Raw genomic sequence first — 19,196 nt, 5'->3', positions numbered from 1 at the left:
TTGGCGAAGCCGCCCTTGGGATGGCTGTGGCAGCCGCAGTCCTCCACCTCGCCCACGGCGCGGGTTTCGTAACCGATGACGACGTCCACGTCGGCCGCGACTCGCGGCGCAAGCCCGGAGAGCGGAAGCAGCGCCAGGAGCGCGGACAGGGCGAGCGGTGATGGGTGATGGAATCGCATGGCTCCTCCTCGGGTGTCCGCAGGGGTGGCGGTCGGGAAGTGCTGTTCGGGTCAGGCTTCGGGCAGGGCCTCCAGCGCCTGGACGACCTCGTCGATGATCCAGTCCGGCGTGGACGCGCCGGCGCTCACGCCGATCACCTTCGCGTCCCCGAACCAGGCCGGGTCGAGGCCGGAGGCGTCCTCCACCTGGTAGCTGCTGGGATTCTTGCCGCGGGAAATCTCCGTGAGGCGGCAGGTGTTGGCGCTCGTGAAGGAGCCCACGATCACCATGACGTCGCAGCGGCCGGGCAGGTCGCGGATGTCCCGCTGATGGGTCTTGGTGGGGCCGCAGATCGTGTCCACGTAGCGCAGCTCCCGCACGCGCGGCAGGAGCTCGAACAGGATCTTCTGGACGTTCTCGATGTTCTGCGTGGACTGCACCACCACGCCGGCCTTGCGCAGCCGCGGCGGCACGCGCTCGGCGACCTCCGCCGGCCCGGCCAGCACGATGGCGTCCTCCACCTGGCCGGTGATGCCCACCACCTCGTCGTGCCCGTGATCGCCGATCACGATGAGCCGGTAGCCCTCGCTCGCCATCTCGCGCGCGACCTGGTGGATCTCGTGGACCAGCGGGCAGGTGGCGTCGAGGATCTTGAAGCCGCGCTCGCGCGCCCGGCTGTAGACGTCCGGCGCCGCGCCATGCGCCCGCACCAGCAGCGTGCCCTTGCCGTCGGTCTTCTCCAGGTCGCGCACGACCTTCACGCCGGCCTGGTCGATGCGCTCCACCACGTGCTCGTTGTGGACGATGTCGCCCAGCATGACCACCGCGTCCTCGTCCTGGGCCGCCTCCATGGCGATGTTGAAGGCGCGCTTGACGCCGAAGCACTGCCCGGCGCTGCGGGCGACGATGATCTCGCGGGGCACGGGGACCTCCCGGGTGTGGGCGCCGTCGGTGACCCCAAGGTAGGCCGGCGCGCGGGGGGTGTCAACGCATTGGAAAACAGAGCGTTAGCTCCGCTTCACGACGGGCGCGCAAAAAGGCGCCGCCCCCGGAGGAGGGAGCGGCGCCAGGGGGACCGACAGGAGGAGGCTAGCCGATCAGGAGCATCTTGTGGCTGAGGCGCGCGTCGCCCAGCCGAATGCGTGCGAAGTAGGCGCCCGAGGGGAGGGTCGCGCCGCGGTCGTCGCGGCCGTCCCACTGCAGCTCGAACCGCAGGGTCTCGAGGCGCCCGGAGAAGAGCCGGCGGACGTGGCGGCCGGCGGCGTCGTAGACGTCGATGGCGAGCGGACGGCCCACGGCCTCGGCGTCGGCCTCGAGCGCCAGGCGCGTCTCGGGGTTGAAGGGATTGGGGAAGTTGCGCGCGGCCAGGGCGAGGGCGACGGGGCGGTCCTTGCCGAGGCCGAGCGCCAGCATGAACGCGCGCAGGCCGTCCACGGCGTCGGGCAGCGGCAGGGCCGCGTTCTCGATGCTGTTGCTGTAGTTGGCCAGCGTGCCGCCGAAGAGATAGCGGAAGTCCTCGGCGAAGATCTCGTGCGGGCGGTCGCAGTGCTGGGCCGTCTCGCTGTAGACGGCCGTGTCGGTGATGCCCCGCAGCTCGCGGTACTCGCGCCAGCCCCGCGCGTCCTCGTCGGGCAGCAGCTGGTTGTGCACGACGTGACCGAGCTCGTGGGTGGTCACCATGTGGGTGACCTCGGCCGGGTAACGGGTCACGCCGGGGCTCAGAAAGATGCGATCGCCGGCCGCCGAGCTGCCGGTGAGCCCCGCGCGCGGGTAGGGCAGGCAGTAAATGGAGAGCTCGCCGAGCAGCCCGGGGGCATCCACGGCCAGCAGGGCATCGAAGGCCACGCCGGCGTCGTGGGGATGGTAGGCCTCGGCGCCGTCGCCGCCCTCGGAGGCGGGGAGCAGCAGCTCGACGCGCCCGTAGCCCGGCAGGTCGAGCCAGGCCCGCGCGCCGTCGCGCACGACCCAGTGATGGAGCACGTACTCGGCGGGGTAGACCTGCGCCATGCGCCCGCCGCCGAGAGCCATGCTCAGCGCGACGTCGCCGACCGCGTCGGCCCGGGCGAGGACAGGAGGGGACGCCAGCAGCAGGAGCGCAACACCCGCCAACCGGCGGGAGGTCCGGCGGCGGGCTGGCTGGCTGGAGGTCAGGGGGGGCAAATGGCTCACTTGCGGCTCCTGCGCTGGCGTCCGCACAGGATTCCGCAACCGGCGTTCCGCGCTGCGCTTGCGCGAGGCACCGCCGCCGGGGATGGCCCTCCCGGCCGGGAAAAGCCGCCGTCGAGGCCGGAAAGCGCCCTCGGGGCGGCGGCGCGCCAGGAGCCCGCCCTGGGGCAAAACCCCCGGTCGCCGCGCGAGCTGTGGCTTCAACGGATTGCAATGAAAGGGATTCCGCGTCCGGGGTCCAACACGGGAGCACTGGGGCAAATGCCCCAGGCGCCCGATGGCTCCCGATCCTGCCTAGAAGCGCATCCCGCTGCCCAGGTGCAGCTCCGCCTTGCCGCCTTCGCCGATGCCCAGCTCGAGGCGGACGACGTCCCCCACCGGGGTGTAGAGCCGCAGCGCGCCCCCGCCGCTGTGCAGGCGCGCGCGCGCGCCGAGGGGTAGCAGAAAACGGTCGCGGCTCCAGAGCCAGCCCGCGTCCGTGAAGAGCGCGCCCTCGGTCTGGACGTCCACCACCCCGATCACCGGCAGGTTCACGGTGAAGGGCGGCAGGAGGTCGTGGCGCAGCTCGACGCGGGCCACCAGGCTGTTGCGGCCGCGGGGACCGTGGGGACCGTCCGCGCCCTCCCAGCCGTCCACGCTCGACTCGCCGAAGCCGCGCACCGATTCGAGTCCGCCGAGCGATGTCACGCCGCGATAGAAGAGGTCTCCCCAGCGGTTCACGGCCGCCATGCCCCCGGCGGCGACCCAGCCGCCGAGGGGATGGTAGCGCGTCGCCAGCACCCCCACCTGCCGCAGGTAGACGCTGCTGCCGAGGATCGGATCGTAGAGCGTGCCCGTGAGCTCCAGCAGGCCGCCGCTGGCCGGGCGCACGAAGCTGTCGCGGCTGTCGTGGGAGTAGCCCAGGGTGACGGAGCTGAACTGCTCGTAGTGCCGGCTGTCCTCGACCAGGAAGCGGCGCTCGCCCCAGCCCAGGCTGAAGAGGAAGCGGTGCTCCAGCGGACGTCGCCGGCTCAGGGACAGCCAGAAGCTGAGCGAGGCCCGCTCCAGGTGGAACTGGTCGCCGTCCGCGCGGTCGACGATCCGATAGCTCAGACCGTGCTCGATTGGATAGCTGCCGAGCCAGGGGCGTCCGATGCTCACGCGGGCTCGCTGCTCCCAGCCCGCCGAGTACTCGAGCCAGAGGTCCTCGCGCCCCCCCAGCAGGCTGCGGTGCCGGTAGACGCCACCCAGCCGCAGCTGGTCGTTGCGGAACTCGGCCACCGGGTAGACCAGGCCCCAGCGCAGGTCGCCGCGCTCCACCAGGAAGTAGGTGAGATAGACCCCGCCCGAGTCCGGGCGCACGGTGACCCCCACGGCGGCGAAGAGCCGCAGCCCGCGCAGGAAGCGCAGGTCGCGTCCGAGCAGTTCGGGATCGAAGGCGTCGCCGGGCTGGAGGAACAGCTCGCGCAACACGGTCTCGTCGCGCGTGCGGAGATTGCCCACGAGGACGATCTCCTGCACGAGCCAGCCGCGCATCGCCTCGGCGTCCTCGGGCGCGTAGTCCATGCCCGGCAGGTGGACGCCATCCTTCCCCAGGGCATCGGCCAGTCCGCCGGCCGGGCAGGCGGCAGGCAGAGCGCTCGCCAGCACCGCCGTCAGCAGCGTCGCGCGCGCCAGGAATCGATGGAATGAGGAAGCGTCACACACGCCCGGAAGCTAGCGAGGGCCGCGCCAATTGACCAGATGAATCAGGACGGATCGGCGAGGACGTGCCGCGAACCCAGCCGTGTCAGCACCAGCGCTCCGAGGCCAAACAGCCACGCGACCGCCTCGATCGTGGTCACCAGCCCTCCGACCGGGCCGAGTCCGGCGCCCAGCATGTGGAGGAGCCAGTAGATGCCCGCCCAGAGCGTCACCGAGAGGTAGCGATTCATCCCGCGGGCCTCGAAGGTGTAGCGGGAGAAGGTGTAGAGCGGAATCAGCCAGGCCACGAAGCCCACCCCGACGAGCGCGAGAACCACCAGCACCGCCACGGGGATGCCGACCACCGTGAGCAGCAGGAGGATCAGCAGCAGCGCGGCCGGCACCACCAGGAGCAGCGCGGCGAGAAGGCTGAGCACACCCAGCAGGATGCTCTTGCCGGGCTTGCGTCGCAGTCCGGCGGTGAAGCGGGGCAGGCGCGGCGCCAGCAGCAGGCTGCCGGCCAGGGCCAGGACGAGGAACTCCACGAGCTTGAGCACGGCGCCGCCGGCGCCGTAGCGCTCGCGGTGCAGCCAGCTGAGATCGCGCGCGCGCCAGTCGTCGGTGAACAGGTGTCCGAGCCGGCTGCTGGTGCGCGTCACCTCGCCGACGATCCGCGCGCCCTCTTCGCGCTCGACCTCGCCGCCCACCACCAGGACGTCGCCGGTGACGACGGCGCCGTCGTGGACGTAGACGTCGCCCATCACGACGACGATGTTCCCCACCACCTCGCCGTAGATCTCCAGGTCGCCGAAGAGGATCACCAGGTCGTTGTGGACGATCTCGTCGCTCTCCACCGTGACGTCGCGGCCGAAGGTGACCTGCTCGTCGTCGGTGGCGAAGGTTTCCTCGTCGCGGGTCGTGGTGTCGACGCGCACGTGCAGCCGGCGCTTGCCGTCCTCCTCGCCGGGGAGCTGCACCTCGTGATCACCCTCCTTGAGGATGATCCCCGAGTCGTCGATGATGATTTCCTGGACGAGTCCATCGGCGCTGCCGCTGTCGGCCGGCGCGTCGGCCGACTGGGCCACGGCGGCCGTCGGCCCGAGCGCCACGGCCAGGGCGAGCAGGGCTCGCCTAGCGGAGCGTCGGATGGACGAGGACATTGGACAGAACTCCCTTGAGCCGGATGCGATAGAGGGTGAAGACAAGCACGGCCGGACCGCAGGCGACAAGCAGAATCAGGAATGTCGTCCCCAGCGGGAGCACGCCGCGCAGCGTGCGTTCGACGCGCAGCAGGGAGGCCGCCTTCTCGCGGACGGGGTAGCTCATCTGATCGGCGGCGCTGCGCAGTCCTTCGAGCAGGCTGAGCGCACCGCTGAGTTCGCGGCTTCCCTCCACCAGGGCGGAGGCGGCGGTGCTCTGCAGGCGCGCGCGGTCGGCCGTCTCCATCCACAGCCCGAGGATCATCCCCAGCATCAGGATCGCCACCGGCAGCAGGGTCCACTGGCGCCAGCCGACGGCGCGCGCGGGCGCGGGCGCCACGCGCTCGCGGAGCGGCACCTGGGCGAAGACCGCCGCCAGGACGCTGTCGGCCAGGGAGGAGGGGGCCGAAACTCGCGGCATGTCGCCGAGCAGCTGGTAGAGGCGTCGCTCCCGGTCGTGGGCGCGGCGGCAGGACGGACAGCGCTGGAGATGGGCGCGCAGCGGGCCCCGGAGCGCGGCCGAGAGCCTGCCCTCCAGGTAGTCGGGCAGGGAATCCCTGACCGACTCGCAACGTGTTCTGCCCTTGTCCCGTGCCATGGTCGCCGCTCCTGTCAGTCTCGACCTGAGTTCGCGTCGAGCGTGATACGGATGTCTCCGGTGGCGGTTACAATCTGCAGTCGACCCTTTCCGTCCGCCAGGGTGCCGGCCACGTGACGGCGGGAGACGTCCTCCACGGCCAGCGGCAGGCGGAGCTGCATGGTCCCCAGGTCCGTGGCCAGGTCCAGGTGGAAGGACGCTTCGGGCAGCAGAAGGATCTCCACGTCGCCGCTGGAACTCGCGAGGAACACGTCGTTCCCCTCGTCGGCGCTCCCCAGCCCGAAGACGCTGAGGTCGCCGTTGGCGCAGTTGACTTTGATGTCCCCGCCCGGATCGCGGATGGCCACGTCGCCGCTGGCGCTGATGACGTCCTGCCGCCCCCGGACGCCCAGCAGGGTCAGGGTGCCCCCGCCGGACTCGACCTCGAGGTCACCGTCCACGTCCTCCACCCGCACCTTGCCGGTGATCGTGTTCAGGGTGGCGTCGCCGCCCACGCGGCGCAGGTCGAGGTCGCCGCTGGTGGCGGTGACGTTCACGTCGCCGGCCACCTGCTCCACCCGCACCCGGGCGCTGGTCACGCCCAGCTCGAGATCGCCCTTCAGTTCGCGCACCGCGACCTCACCGCTGGTGGCTGCCAGGACGACGTCCTCGTCCAGCCCGACGACCGTGAGCTTGTCGCGCGTGACGCTGGCCGCCACCGGCAGGCCCGCGGGCACCCGCAGGCGCAGGTCCACGCGGACGCGCGCGCCGTCCAGCCAGCTCGGCCGCGGGCTGTCCAGGACGCGATCGCCATGCACCGGGCGGACGCGCAGGCGGCCGTCCTGCTCGAAGGTCTCGATGCGCAGGGCCTCGATCACCCGCTTGACCGCCGCGGTGCTGGAGCCCTCGACGCGGAACTGCGCCTCCAGGCCCAGCTCGCGGGCCTCGCCACCGCGCAGCTCCAGACCGCCCACGGGATTCTCCACGATGAGCATGGCCAGCTGCCTCGCCGCCAGCGTGCGCTGCTCGCTGCGGCTCGCCTCGGCCGCGCTGGCGGCCTGGGCCGCGAGCAGCAGTGCCGCCGTGGCCACGGCGAGTCGCAGGGGACGTCTCCATTTAGAGTAGCTCGTCACGATCCAACCTCCGTTTGATCTGCTCGCGGGCGCGGTGGATGCGGATCTTCACCGTGCCGATGGGCAGCTCGAGGATGCGGGCGATCTCCTCGTAGCTCAGCTCTTCCCGGTGACGGAGCAGCAGGATGGCCCGGTAGTGCTCCGGCAGCTCGGCCACCGCCTCGTCCAGCATGCGCATCTGCTCGGCCGCCAGGGCGCGCTGGGAAGGATCCGGCGTCGGCGCCGCCACCTCGCGGCGGAAGCTGCCGTCCTTGCCGTCGAGCTCCTGGTCCAGGGAGTAGGCGATGCGCTTGGCCTTGCGCAGGTGGTCGATGCACAGGTTCGTCGCGATCTTGAAGACCCAGGCGGAGAAGCTGTAGCGCTCGTCATAGTTCTCCAGCCGCGTGAGCGTCCGGACCAGCGCCTCCTGGGCGATGTCCTCGGCCTGGCCCGAGTCCTTGATCATGCGCTGGCAATAGTTGAAGATCGGGTCCTGGTAGCGCGCCAGGAGGGTCTTGTAGGCTCGGCGGTCGCCGCGGAGGCAACTGCGAATCAGCTCGCGGTCCTCGGCGCTCACCTGTCTCACTCTCCTTACGGCCGAGCGGGCCGGGCGTTTCCAGACGGCCAGTCCCCGCGCGTGGGGCGGAGGTGGAGTCTAGAATGCGCGCTTCCCTCCTGCGAAGCTTTTTCCTGCTCGCCTACGACCGCGTTGGCGCATTGCTGGTCCTGGCGACCCTGCGCGCGACGCCGTTGCTGCTGCTGGCGCTCTTCGTGACCTTCATCCCCGTGGACGGCCCGCCGCCCGGACTCTTCTGGGGCGGGGCAGGAGCGCTTCTCCTCGCGGCCCTGCTGCTTGCGCCCTGGAGTCACGGGCTCGCGCTGCGCTTCGCGGGGGAGCTGGTGCGGGGCGGGGATCCGTCACTCCGGGTGCTGGCCGCCGACCGACGCGGCTACGCCCCGCTGCTGGCCTGGGCGCTCGGCGAACTGCTTCTGGCCTTGCTGCTCCTGCCGGTCGTCCTGCGGATGCTCGAACCCGAGGGCGATCCCCGTCAGCTCGGCGACTGGCTGGCCCTCATGGGCGGCCTCTGGCTCTGGGTGCTGAGCCGCGTGTGGGGCTTCGTCTTCCTGCCGCTGCTGCTGCTGCGCGAGCGCGGCGCCGCCCACGCGGCGCGGCTGTCGCTCTGGCTGCTCCTGGGCTCGCCGCGCCGTCTGCTGCCGGCCTGGCTCGGCCGTCAGTTGCTGGGGCTCCTGCTGGCGGTCAGCGGGCTCGGCCTCCTCGTGGGGCTGGGCGGCCTGCTGCCCCTTCACGCCTGCTACTGGCTGCGCGAAGCCCTGCGTCCGCTGGGTCTCGAGCTCGGTCCGCCGGGCGTCGGCGAGGCGAATCGACCCCTGGAACCGGTGTCGTCGCTGCGGCGTGTCTGGCGCCCGTGGGAGTAGGGCATTTTCCTTGACCTGCCCCGGGGCCAGTGTCATTACCGGATCGTCGAACGTCAGCCGCCGCGCGGTGCGCGGCCGGGGGAAGGAGTGCCGCATGAGCGCCATCGAGGAGGTCCTCGCCCGCGAAATCCTCGACTCGCGGGGCAACCCCACCGTGGAGGTGGAGGTCTATCTCGCCAGCGGCGCGGTGGGTCGCGCGGCGGTGCCCTCCGGCGCCTCGACGGGCGAGCACGAGGCCATCGAGCTTCGCGACGGCGACGCCCAGCGCTACGGCGGCAAGGGCGTGCTGAAGGCCGTGGCGAACGTCACCGAGCTGATCCGGCCCGAGCTGATCGAGCTGGACGCGCTCGACCAGGCGCACATCGACTCCGTCCTGCTCGACATCGACGGCACCTACAACAAGGAGAAGCTGGGCGCCAACGCCATCCTCGGCGTCAGCCTGGCCGTGGCCAAGGCCGCGAGCAGCTTCCTCGACCTGCCCTTCTACCAGTACATCGGCGGCGTGGCGGCACGCACGCTGCCCGTCCCGATGATGAACATCCTCAACGGCGGCCAGCACGCCGACAACAACGTGGACATCCAGGAGTTCATGATCATGCCCACCGGCGCGCCCGACTTCGCCAACGGGCTGCGCTGGGGCGCCGAGGTCTTCCACTCGCTGAAGAAGGTGCTCGCCGAGCGTGGGCTGGCCACGGCCGTCGGCGACGAGGGCGGCTTCGCGCCGAATCTCGGCTCCAACGAGGAGGCGCTGCAGGTGATCCTGCAGGCCGTGGAGAAGGCCGGCTACCGACCGGGCGAGGACATCCATCTGGCCATGGACGCGGCCGCCAGCGAGTTCTACAAGAACGGCGCCTACGTGCTGGAAGGCGAGGGCGGCCGACGCCTCGACGCCGCCGGCCTGGTGGACTACTACGCCGACCTGGTGCAGCGCTATCCCATCGTCAGCATCGAGGACGGCCTCGCCGAAGACGACTGGGCCGGCTGGCGCCTGCTCACCCAGCGCCTGGGCGAGCGCATCCAGCTCGTGGGCGACGACCTGTTCGTCACCAACACCGACCGGCTGGTGCGCGGCATCGACGAGGGCGTCGCCAACTCGATCCTCATCAAGCTGAACCAGATCGGCACGCTCACGGAGACGCTGGACTGCATCGAGACCGCCAAGCGCGCGGGCTACACCAACGTCATCTCCCACCGGAGCGGCGAGACCGAAGACGTGACCATCAGCCACGTGGCCGTGGCCACGAACGCAGGGCAGATCAAGACCGGCAGCCTCTGCCGCACCGATCGCGTCGCCAAGTACAACGAATTGCTGCGCATCGCCGAGGAACTCGGCGAGCAGGGCCGCTACGAGGGCCTGCAGGCCCTCAACTTCAGCGCATGAACGGCGGCACGGCTCGGGGGACGGACCCCGCCGCCTGGCGCGAGGCCTGGCGGCCGGAGTCCGTGCGCGACGGCCTGCCGCTGGGCGCCTCCCGCGCCGCCGCCCGCACCCCCTACCTCCGCCGGCCCTGGACCGAGGGCCGCATCGGCGGCCGCACCTTCAAGGGCGGCATCTTCCTGATCCTGGGCATCCTCGTGTATCTGCTCGTCCTCTCCGACACCGGCTGGCTGCGCCAGTGGCGCCTCCAGCAGCGCCGTCACCAGCTCCAGGCCGAGATCGCCCGCCTCGAAGCGGAGTCGGCCGGCCTCGCCGCCGAGTCCCAGCGCCTGGCCGACGACCCCAGCTACCGCGAGCGCATCGCCCGCGAGGAATGGGGCTACAAGCGCAAGGACGAGACCGTCTACCACCTCCGCCGCCAAGATTAAGTTCGCGATTGCAAACCATTTGCGACTTGGTGGTCGCTTGTGAATTTTTTCTCTACATGGGGCAGTTTTCGGATCCTGAACCCTTGCCTCCCCGTCGACGGCGGCTAGCTTAGGGGCGGATCGGCCGCCGTCCTGCCCCGGCAGGGCTCCCTGCGGCCACGCCGACGCGGCCCCGGCCGGGGCCCCAGGACCAGGGGGACGTGATGACTGCGACGCTGGAGACGGTGGTCAAGGAGAGCTGCCAGGCCCACGGCCACGACCGACACCGCATGATGGACATCGTCCGCGCCGTGCAGCGGCGCCAGGGCTGCGTCGACGCGGAGGCGCAGCGGCTCATCGCCGAGGAGGTCGGCTGCTCGCGCGCCGAGGTGGCGAGCGTCGTCTCCTTCTATAGCTTCCTGTCGCGGCGTCCCCAGGGCCAGGTGGTGATCCGCCTCTGCGACGACGTCGTGGACGAGATGCGCGGCAGCGCCCGCGTGGCCGACGCCCTGCGCGACGAGCTGGGCATCGACTTCGGCGAGACCACGGCCGACGGCAAGATCTCCCTCGAGTGGACGGCCTGCATCGGCCTCTGCGACCAGGCGCCGGCGGCGCTGGTGAACGACGTTCCCGTCACCGATCTCAGCGCGGACGTGGCGCGCACCGGCGTCCAGCGGCTGCGCGAGCACCTCGATCCCCAGCGCCTGGTGCGCCGCTACGGCGACGGCAACAACGCCCACGACCTCGTGCGCGCGGCCGTCAACAACCACGTGCGGCAGGAAGGGCCGGTGCTCTTCGCCGACAGCGTCCCGGGGGCCGGCCTGATCAACGCGCTGGCCATGAGCCCGGCGGAGGTGATCCGTCAGCTCAAGACCTCGCGCCTGCGCGGCCGCGGCGGCGCCGGCTTTCCCACCGGCATGAAGTGGGAGTTCACGCGGGCGGCCGAGGGCGAGCGGCGCTACATCGTCTGCAACGCGGACGAGGGCGAGCCCGGCACGTTCAAGGACCGCGTGCTGCTGACCGAGCGCGCCGACCTGCTCTTCGAGGGCATGACGATCGCCGGCTACGCGCTGGGCGCGGCGGAGGGCATCGTCTACCTGCGCGCGGAGTACGCCTACCTGCAGCCCTTCCTCGAGAAGCTGCTCCAGCAGCGGCGCGACCGCGGCTGGCTCGGCAAGCGCGTGATGCGCAGCGAGAGCTTCGACTTCGACATCCGCATCCAGATGGGCGCGGGCGCCTACGTCTGCGGCGAGGAGACCGCGCTGCTCAGCTCCTGCGAGGGCCTGCGCGGCGATCCCAAGACGCGCCCCCCCTTCCCCGCGCAGAAGGGCTACCTCGGCCACCCCACCTCGGTGAACAACGTGGAGACGCTCTGCTGCGTCACCCGCATCCTCGAGATGGGCCCCGGCTGGTTCGCCAAGCTGGGCACGCCCGGCAGCAGCGGCACCAAGCTGATCAGCGTGTCGGGGGACTGCAACCGACCGGGGGTCTACGAGATCCCCTTCGGGACGACCCTGCGCGAGATGTTCACGCTCTGCGGCGCCCAGGACGTGCTCGCCGCCCAGGTGGGCGGTCCGAGCGGCCAGCTGGTGGGCGAGGACGACTTCGACCGCAAGCTCTGCTACGACGACCTCGCCACCGGCGGCGCGCTGATCGTCTTCGGGCACGAGCGCGACCTGCTGCACGTCGTGGACAAGTTCCTCGACTTCTTCGTCCACGAGAGCTGCGGGTTCTGCACGCCCTGCCGCGTGGGCACGCGGCTCCTGCAGGAGCGCGTGCGGCGCATCGCCGAGGGACGGGGCGAGGCGGCCGACCTCGACTACCTGGAGAGCCTGGGCGGCAGCATCAAGACGGCCAGCCGCTGCGGGCTGGGCCAGACCGCGGCCAACCCGGTGCTCAGCAGCCTGCGCAACTTCCGCGACGCCTACCTGGCCCGCCTGCGCGAGACCGCGCCGGGGCTGCAGCCGGCCTTCGACATCCAGCGCGAACTCAGCCAGGCGTCGGCGATCACCGGGCGCGAGTCCGTCCACTTCAGCACGAAGGGCTAGGGGGAGGGCACGATGAGCGAGACACTGAGCTTCAGCATCGACGGAAAGGCCCTCGAGGCCCAGCCCGGCGAGACGATCCTGAAGGCCGCGGCGCGCGGGGGCGTGTACATCCCCAGGCTCTGCGCGTTCAAGGACCTCTCCCCCTTCGGCAGCTGCCGCGTCTGCACGGTGCTGGTGAACGGCCGCGCCGCGGCCGCCTGCACCCAGCCGGTCAGCGAGGGCATGGTGGTCGAGAGCGACACCGAAGCCGTGAATGCGATCCGGCGGGACATGGTGGACATGCTCTTCGTCGAGGGCAACCACTACTGCATGTTCTGCGAGAAGAGCGGCAACTGCGAGCTGCAGGCCATGGCCTACCGGCTCGGCATCACCGCGCCGCGCTTTCCCTATCTGTTCCCCGAGCGCGAGGTGGACATGAGCCACCCCGATCTCTACATCGACCGCAACCGCTGCATCCTCTGCGCGCGCTGCATCCGCGCGTCGCGCGAGTGGGACGGCAAGCAGGTCTTCGAGTTCGAGGGACGCGGCCACACGAAGCGCCTCACCGTGAACGCGGTGGCGCTGCTGGCGGAGACCGACGCCGCGGTCAGCGACCGCGCGGCCCGCGCCTGCCCCGTGGGGGCGCTGCTGCCCAAGCGGGAAGGCTACGCCGTCCCCGTGGGGCAACGGCTCTACGATCATGCGCCGATCGGAACGGACATCGAACAGGGTACGGCTGTCGACTAAGCCGAGGAGGAAGGGACCATGGCGAAACCCAAGCTGGCCACCACGTCGCTCGCCGGCTGCTTCGGCTGCCACATGTCGATCCTGGACATCGACGAGCGCATCCTGGAGCTCGTGGAGCTGGTGGACTTCGACAAGTCGCCCGTCGACGACATCAAGACCTTCAGCGGCCGCTGCGCCGTGGGCCTCGTGGAGGGCGGCTGCTGCAACGAGGAGAACGTGAAGGTGCTGCGCGACTTCCGCGAGCACTGCGACGTGCTGATCTCCGTCGGCGACTGCGCGATCAACGGGGGCATCCCGGCGATGCGCAACACGATTCCGCTGCGCGAGTGCCTCGAGGAGGCCTACCTGAACGGCCCCAGCGTGCACAACCCCGCGGGCAAGATCCCCGACGACCCGGAGATCCCGCTGCTGCTGAACCGCGTCTTCCCCTGCCACGAGGTGGTCAAGATCGACTACCACCTGCCCGGCTGCCCGCCGCCCGCGGATACGCTCTGGCAGGCCCTGGTGGCGCTGCTCACGGACAAACCCCTGGCGCTTCCCTACGCGCTCATCAAGTACGACTAGGAGGCTGACGTGGCGACCGCGAACAGGCAGATCACCATCGAGCCGGTGACCCGGGTGGAGGGCCACGGCAAAGTCACGATCCAGCTCGACGAGGCGGGGCAGGTCACCGACGCGCGCCTGCACATCGTGGAGTTCCGCGGCTTCGAGCGCTTCATCCAGGGGCGGCCCTACTGGGAGGTGCCGGTCCTCGTGCAGCGCCTCTGCGGCATCTGCCCGGTGAGCCACCACCTGGCGGCGGCCAAAGCGATGGACGGCATCGTGGGCGCCGAGACGCTCACGCCCACCGCGGAGAAGATCCGTCGCCTGATGCACTACGGGCAGACCTTCCAGTCGCACGCGCTGCACTTCTTCCACCTGGCCAGCCCGGATCTCCTCTTCGGCTTCGACGCCCCCGCGGCCAAGCGCAACGTGATCGCCGTCGCCGCGGAGCACAAGGACCTCGCGGTCCAGGGCGTGATGATGCGCAAGTACGGGCAGGAGATCATCAAGGCCACGGCCGGCAAGCGCATCCACGGCACCGGCGCGGTGCCCGGCGGCGTGAACAAGAACCTGAGCGTGGCCGAGCGGGACGTCTTCCTCGCCGAGATCGAGCAGATGCTCGCCTGGGCCCAGGGCGCGCTGGCCCTGGCGCGGAACTACACCGAGGAACATCTGCAGCTGGCCACGGACTTCGGGAGCTTCCCGTCCAACCACCTGTCCATCGTGGACGCGCAGGGCGGCCTCGATCTCTACCACGGCAAGCTGCGCGCGGTGACGGCGGACGGCGAGGTCATCATCGACCAGGTGGATCCGCAGGACTACCTCGACGCGATCGCCGAGGAAGTGCGGCCCTGGTCCTACATGAAGTTCCCCTTTCTCAAGGCCCTGGGCCCGGAAGAGGGCTGGTATCGCGTTGGCCCGCTGGCCAGGATCAACACCTGCGCCAGGATCAACACTCCCCTGGCCGAGGCCGCGCGCAAGGACTTCATGGCCCTCACCGGCGGCAAGCCCAACAACCTCACGCTGGCCTACCACTGGGCCCGCATGATCGAGCTGGTGCACTCGGCCGAGATGATCCGCGACCTGCTGCACGATCCCGACCTGCAGGGCAAGGACCTCGTGGTGAAGGGCGAGCGGCGGCCCGAGTGGGTGGCCATCGTCGAGGCGCCGCGCGGCACGCTCTTCCACCACTACCGCGTGGACGCGCAGGATCGGGTCACCATGGCGAACCTGATCGTGTCGACGACCAGCAACAACGAGCCCATGAACCGGGCCGTGCGGAAGATCGCCAAGGATCATCTGAGCGGGAAGCCGGAGATCACCGAGGGCCTGCTCAACCACGTGGAGGTGGGGATCCGCGCCTACGATCCCTGCCTCTCCTGCGCCACCCACGCGCTCGGCCGCATGCCCCTGGAGCTGACGCTGCTCGACGCGGCGGGCGCCGTGCTCGACCGGAAGGCGACCTCGTGAACGCTCCGCGGCGCACCCTGGTGTTCGGCTTCGGCAACCCCGGCCGCGGGGACGACGGCCTGGGCCCGGCCCTGGCCGCCGCCGTGGCGGAGCTGGGTCTCGCCGGCGTCGACACCGACGCGGACTACCAGCTCAGCGTCGAGGACGCCGCGACGGCCTCGCGCCGCGACCGGGTGGTCTTCGTCGACGCCGCGGCGCAGGGGCCCGCGCCCTTCGCGCTGCGGCGGATCGAGCCCGGCTCCGCGCGCCCGACCTTCAGCTCGCACCACGTGAGCCCCGAGGGCGTGCTGGCGCTCGCGCGCGAGCTGTTCGACGCCGCGCCCGAGGCCTGGCTGCTCGCGATCCGCGGCTACGACTTCGACGAGTTCCGCGAGGGCCTCAGCGACGGCGCGCAGGCCAATCTGGCCGCGGCGATCGCGACCCTCCACACGCAACTGACCACGGGAGAGATGGCATGCGAGACGGAAAGCACCTGATCCTCTGCATCGACGACGACCCGGACATCCTCTTCACGCTCCGGATCATGCTGGAGCAGGAGGGCTTCGCCGTGGAGACGGCGGCCAGCGCCGAGGACGGCCTGCGCTGCTTCCGGCGGCAGGCCCCGGACGCGCTGATCGTCGACCTCATGATGGAGGAAGTGGACGCGGGCACGAGCCTGGTCCGGGACCTGAAGGCGCTGGGCAACGTTGCGCCGGTCTTCATGCTCAGCTCCGCGGGCGACAACCTGTCGATGGCCACCGACTACTCCAGCCTCGGACTCGCCGGCGTCTTCCAGAAGCCCATGAGCCGGGAACGCCTGGTGGGCATGCTCAGGGCCAAGCTGGGCTAGCGGACTCCGTCCCCCCCGCCGCGAACCGCCGCCGGCGCTCCGCGCCCGGAGGCGGTTTTGCATTTGATGAGAGACAGCCCACACGCTTCGGACTAGACTGCCGCCAGCCCTGGAGGAAAGCATGACGGGTCGGCGGGGGTTGTCGCTACTGCTGTGGGCCGTGGCCTTGCACTCGGCGCTCGTCGGAATCGGTCTCATGGCCGCGCCGCCCGCGCTGCTGGAGCGCTTCGGCTTCGGGACGGTCAGCCAGCGCTTCTTCCCGGTCCAAGGCGGCGTCTTCCACCTGGTCATGGTGATGTTCTACGTCACGGCCGCCCGCGCGCCCGAGCGCCACCGCGACCTCGTCCGGCTCGCGGTGGCGACGAAGACCCTGGCCTTCGTCTTCCTGGCGAGCTACTTCTTCGCGGTCGAGCGCATCGTCACCGTGCTGCTGAGCGGCGTCGCCGACGGCGCCATGGCCGCCGCGATCGCCGCGCTCGCGGCACGGGCCAAGGGGTGACGGCCATGGCCTCCCAGCGCCCCCGCATCCTCGTCACCGGCGCCTCGGGCCTGATCGGCCGCCACTTCCTCGCCGCCACCCTGGACGACTGCGAGATCGTCGGCCTGGCACGGCGCACGCCGCAGCAGGTGGGCATCGCCGAGCACCCCAACTTGCGCTGGTTCCAGGCGGACATCGGCCGCGCGGAGTGCCTGGAGGGCGTCACCGAGCAGATCGCCGCGGGCGGGCCGATCGACTTCGTGCTGCACCTCGCGGGCTACTACGACTTCACCTACGAAGACAACCCCGAGTATCAGCGCAGCAACGTCGACGGCACCCGCAACGTCCTCGAGCTGGCGCGGCGGCTGGGGGTCCGCCGCTTCATCTTCGCCAGTTCGCTCGCCGCCTGCGAGTTCCGCGGCCGGCGCGAGCCCATCGACGAGGAAACGCCCCCGGACGCCAGCTTCGAGTACGCGCGCAGCAAGCGGCAGGGCGAGGCGATGCTCGCCGACTACTCGCGGCACTTCCGGGCGACGGTGCTGCGCTTCGCGGCCGTGGTCACGGACTGGTGCGAGTACGCGCCGCTCTACGTCTTTCTGAACACCTGGCTGAGCGGGGCCTGGAACGCGCGCATCCTCGGCGGCAAGGGGCGGACGGGGATCACCTACATCCACATCCGCGATCTCATCAAGCTCATCCGCGCGGTGATGGCGCAGGACGAGCAGCTGCCGGCCTTCAGCACCTACGTGGCGAGTCCGGACGGCACCGTCACGCACCGGGAGCTCTACGACCTGGCGCAGCGCTTCTATCACGGTCACGTCCCGCGGCCGATCCTGATGCCGAAGCCGCTGGCCGCGCCGGGCGTGCTGCTGCGCGACCTCGTCGGCCGCCTCGTCGGCCGCCGGCCCTTCGAACGCCTCTGGATGCTCGGCTACATGGACCACCAGCTGCGCGTCGACGCTTCGCGCACCCGCGCGGCGCTGGGCTGGGCCCCCGCCGAGCGCGACCACGTGCTGCACCGCATGCTCTACATGATCGAGAACATGATCAGCCGTCCAGAGATCTGGCGCGGGCGCAACGAGGCCTTCTTCCGGCGGCGGGACCTGCGGCCGAGTCTCGTCATCAGCGAGGAGCTGGAGCGCGAGAAGGAGCGCGTGCTTCGCGAGCTCGAGGGACGCCTGCGCGGCGCGGGCCAGGCGGCCAGCTACCCGCGCCTGCGCGCGCTGCCTCCCGAGGAGGTGCGCCGCATGCTGCGCGTGCTCCTCCAGCTCCTGGTGGGCTCCATTCGTGGCGTGAACCGCTCGCTGCTGCTCAACTACATCGACGAGCGCTGGCCCGAGCTGGCCGGCGCCGGCGTGGCTCCGGAGGAGTTCTGCGAACTGCTGGGCGACCTGAACGCGATCCTGCTCGGCCTCACCATCGAACTCCCCCGCCTGGCCGGCCTTCGCCAGCAGTGCCACAGCTTCATCTCCCTGACCCTCCAGCTCGCCCGGGACCAGGTCTACGTGGCCGACGAACACCTGCGCCTCGAGCCCGCAGGCGTGGCGGCGCCCACGACTCCGCCGACGGCCCCGCGGCAGGCCGTGCTGGGCTCCGCGTCGGAGGTCATCGACCAGCTCCGGGCGCGCTATCGCCTGTCCCCGCACTCCACGCTCACGCTGGACGACCTGCAGCTCCTCCTCCAGGCCCTGGAAGACCGCCAGCGCCGCTGACCCGTCAACACGATTTCAAGGTATTCAGCCCATTTTATCCTTGATTGGGTCCGGCTTCTCGCTACAATTGCGGGGAGTCGTACGGCCAGCGTCACGGCGCTCGCAGGACAGCGGCCACCAGGTTAACAAACGTTGCCGCACCTCCTGCACCATCTGCTCGAGGAGGCACCATGGACCCGATCTCCACCCTTGCTCAGTATCCAGGACTGCAGACCGAGGGACCGTCCGCGATGGACAGGAGGTCCTTCCTCAAGGTCTGCACCCTCGCCGCGGCGTCGATCGGCCTGCCCCTCGGCGCCGCACTCGACTTCGCCCGCGCCGCCGAGGCCGGCCGCAAGCCCTCGGTCATCTGGCTCTCCTTCCAGGAGTGCACCGGCTGCACGGAGTCGCTGCTGCGGACCTCCCACCCGGGTCTGGCCGAGCTGCTTCTCGACCTGATCTCCCTGGACTACCACGAGGCCCTCTGCGCGGCGGCGGGACACCAGGCCGAGGCCGCGCGTCACGCGGCGATGGAAGCGAATCGCGGCAAGTTCGTGCTGGTCACCGAGGGCGCCACGCCCACCAAGGACGGCGGCATCTATTGCAAGATCGGCGGGCGCACGGCGCTGTCGATCCTCGAGGAGGCGGCGGACATGGCCGGCGCGATCATCGCCATCGGGTCCTGCGCCTCCTTCGGCGGCATCCCCGCGGCGAATCCCAATCCCACCGGCGCCAAGGGCACGCCCATGGTGCTGACGGACAAGACCGTGGTCACCCTGCCCGGCTGCCCCGCCAACCCCTACAACCTCCTCGGCACGGTGCTGCAGTACGCGACCTACGGCACCTTGCCCGCCCTCGACGCGAAGGGCCGTCCGCTCTTCGCCTACGGCCGCACGATCCACGAGGACTGCCCCCGCCGCCCGCACTTCGACGCCGGCCGCTTCTCGACGACCTACGGCGGCAAGGGCCACATGGAGGGCTACTGCATGTACAAGCTGGGCTGCAAGGGCCCGGCCACCCACGCCAACTGCTCGCGCAAGCACTTCGGCGAGGTGGACGGCGCCTGGCCCATCGGCATCGGCGCTCCCTGCCACGGCTGCACCGAGCAGGCGCTCGCCTTCAACGTGCCCACCTGGCAGACCATCGAGATCGAGCGGAAGAACCCGCCCGACACCTACGCGCCCGTCCACGACGAGAAGCCCGGCATCAGCCCGGTGGCGACGGGCGTCGCCGGCGCGATCGGCGGGGCGATCGTCGGGGCCGGCATCATGGCCTCGCGCAAGCTCGGCGGCGGCCACGACGAGGAGGCCTGAG

At 70.7% G+C, this 19,196-nt stretch carries 20 protein-coding genes; 12 read left to right on the top strand and 8 right to left on the bottom strand.

The features are described from left to right. From H6693_13895 to H6693_13860, 8 genes are all read right to left on the bottom strand, one after another. A partial coding sequence (locus tag H6693_13895) for a hypothetical protein (protein ID MCB9517278.1) occupies nt 1–179 on the bottom strand: 179 nt, incomplete at its 3' end. Nucleotides 180–230: 51 nt separating this feature from the next. Beyond that, a complete protein-coding gene (ispH, locus tag H6693_13890) occupies nt 231–1,082 on the bottom strand; it encodes a 4-hydroxy-3-methylbut-2-enyl diphosphate reductase (protein ID MCB9517277.1) in 852 nt (283 codons plus the stop codon). Between the two features lie 166 nt (nt 1,083–1,248). After that, nucleotides 1,249–2,328 (bottom strand): hypothetical protein, encoded by a 1,080-nt coding sequence (locus tag H6693_13885; protein MCB9517276.1) that lies wholly within the window; start codon nt 2,326–2,328, stop codon nt 1,249–1,251. A 291-nt stretch (nt 2,329–2,619) separates the two neighbouring features. After that, the gene (locus tag H6693_13880; GenBank protein ID MCB9517275.1) at nt 2,620–4,011 is read right to left on the bottom strand and encodes a BamA/TamA family outer membrane protein; all 1,392 of its coding nucleotides are present in this window, start codon (nt 4,009–4,011) and stop codon (nt 2,620–2,622) included. Nucleotides 4,012–4,052: 41 nt separating this feature from the next. After that, nucleotides 4,053–5,147, bottom strand: a complete 1,095-nt coding sequence (locus H6693_13875; protein ID MCB9517274.1) for a hypothetical protein — start codon at nt 5,145–5,147, stop codon at nt 4,053–4,055. Next, nucleotides 5,119–5,784 carry a zf-HC2 domain-containing protein gene (locus H6693_13870; GenBank protein MCB9517273.1) on the bottom strand — a complete coding sequence of 222 codons (666 nt, stop codon included), beginning with the start codon at nt 5,782–5,784 and terminating at the stop codon, nt 5,119–5,121. The genes H6693_13875 and H6693_13870 overlap by 29 nt, the downstream gene beginning before the upstream one ends. 14 nt (nt 5,785–5,798) lie before the next feature. Continuing rightward, nucleotides 5,799–6,896: a DUF4097 family beta strand repeat protein gene (locus H6693_13865; GenBank protein ID MCB9517272.1), complete on the bottom strand. Its 1,098-nt coding sequence runs from the start codon at nt 6,894–6,896 to the stop codon at nt 5,799–5,801. Then, nucleotides 6,880–7,452 (bottom strand): sigma-70 family RNA polymerase sigma factor, encoded by a 573-nt coding sequence (locus tag H6693_13860; protein MCB9517271.1) that lies wholly within the window; start codon nt 7,450–7,452, stop codon nt 6,880–6,882. The genes H6693_13865 and H6693_13860 overlap by 17 nt, the downstream gene beginning before the upstream one ends. An 83-nt stretch (nt 7,453–7,535) precedes the next feature. Between H6693_13860 and H6693_13855 the strand changes: the two genes are divergently transcribed. The 12 genes from H6693_13855 (at nt 7,536) to H6693_13800 (ending at nt 19,195) form a co-directional block, all read left to right on the top strand. Further along, entirely contained in the window at nt 7,536–8,312 is a 777-nt protein-coding gene (locus tag H6693_13855) for a hypothetical protein (GenBank protein MCB9517270.1), read from the top strand. Nucleotides 8,313–8,406: 94 nt separating this feature from the next. Next, nucleotides 8,407–9,693 carry a phosphopyruvate hydratase gene (gene eno / locus H6693_13850; protein MCB9517269.1) on the top strand — a complete coding sequence of 429 codons (1,287 nt, stop codon included), beginning with the start codon at nt 8,407–8,409 and terminating at the stop codon, nt 9,691–9,693. After that, nucleotides 9,690–10,118 carry a septum formation initiator family protein gene (locus H6693_13845; GenBank protein MCB9517268.1) on the top strand — a complete coding sequence of 143 codons (429 nt, stop codon included), beginning with the start codon at nt 9,690–9,692 and terminating at the stop codon, nt 10,116–10,118. The genes eno and H6693_13845 overlap by 4 nt, the downstream gene beginning before the upstream one ends. A gap of 203 nt (nt 10,119–10,321) precedes the next feature. After that, on the top strand, nt 10,322–12,145 hold the full coding sequence (locus H6693_13840; GenBank protein MCB9517267.1) for an NAD(P)H-dependent oxidoreductase subunit E: 1,824 nt from the start codon (nt 10,322–10,324) through the stop codon (nt 12,143–12,145). A gap of 12 nt (nt 12,146–12,157) precedes the next feature. Then, complete coding sequence (locus H6693_13835) at nt 12,158–12,871, top strand: (2Fe-2S)-binding protein (GenBank protein ID MCB9517266.1); 714 nt, start codon at nt 12,158–12,160, stop codon at nt 12,869–12,871. 18 nt (nt 12,872–12,889) lie between these two features. After that, nucleotides 12,890–13,435, top strand: a complete 546-nt coding sequence (locus H6693_13830; protein ID MCB9517265.1) for an NADP oxidoreductase — start codon at nt 12,890–12,892, stop codon at nt 13,433–13,435. Nucleotides 13,436–13,444: 9 nt separating this feature from the next. Next, nucleotides 13,445–14,884: a Ni/Fe hydrogenase subunit alpha gene (locus H6693_13825; GenBank protein ID MCB9517264.1), complete on the top strand. Its 1,440-nt coding sequence runs from the start codon at nt 13,445–13,447 to the stop codon at nt 14,882–14,884. Then, entirely contained in the window at nt 14,881–15,360 is a 480-nt protein-coding gene (locus tag H6693_13820; protein ID MCB9517263.1) for a hydrogenase maturation protease, read from the top strand. Before H6693_13825 ends, H6693_13820 begins: the two co-directional genes overlap by 4 nt. Then, nucleotides 15,339–15,713 (top strand): response regulator, encoded by a 375-nt coding sequence (locus H6693_13815; protein MCB9517262.1) that lies wholly within the window; start codon nt 15,339–15,341, stop codon nt 15,711–15,713. Before H6693_13820 ends, H6693_13815 begins: the two co-directional genes overlap by 22 nt. Before the next feature lie 121 nt (nt 15,714–15,834). Next, nucleotides 15,835–16,212: a hypothetical protein gene (locus tag H6693_13810; GenBank protein ID MCB9517261.1), complete on the top strand. Its 378-nt coding sequence runs from the start codon at nt 15,835–15,837 to the stop codon at nt 16,210–16,212. A 5-nt stretch (nt 16,213–16,217) separates the two neighbouring features. Further along, entirely contained in the window at nt 16,218–17,903 is a 1,686-nt protein-coding gene (locus H6693_13805; protein MCB9517260.1) for an NAD(P)-dependent oxidoreductase, read from the top strand. 170 nt (nt 17,904–18,073) lie between these two features. Next, a complete protein-coding gene (locus H6693_13800; protein MCB9517259.1) occupies nt 18,074–19,195 on the top strand; it encodes a hydrogenase small subunit in 1,122 nt (373 codons plus the stop codon). Nucleotide 19,196 lies beyond the last annotated feature (1 nt).

It is taken from the genome of Candidatus Latescibacterota bacterium, from assembly GCA_020633725.1.
In the GTDB taxonomy this organism is placed as follows: Bacteria; Krumholzibacteriota; Krumholzibacteriia; order JACNKJ01; family JACNKJ01; genus VGXI01.
Note: the sequence above shows the minus strand (reverse complement) of the source record. Positions and strands in the feature narration are given on the sequence as shown.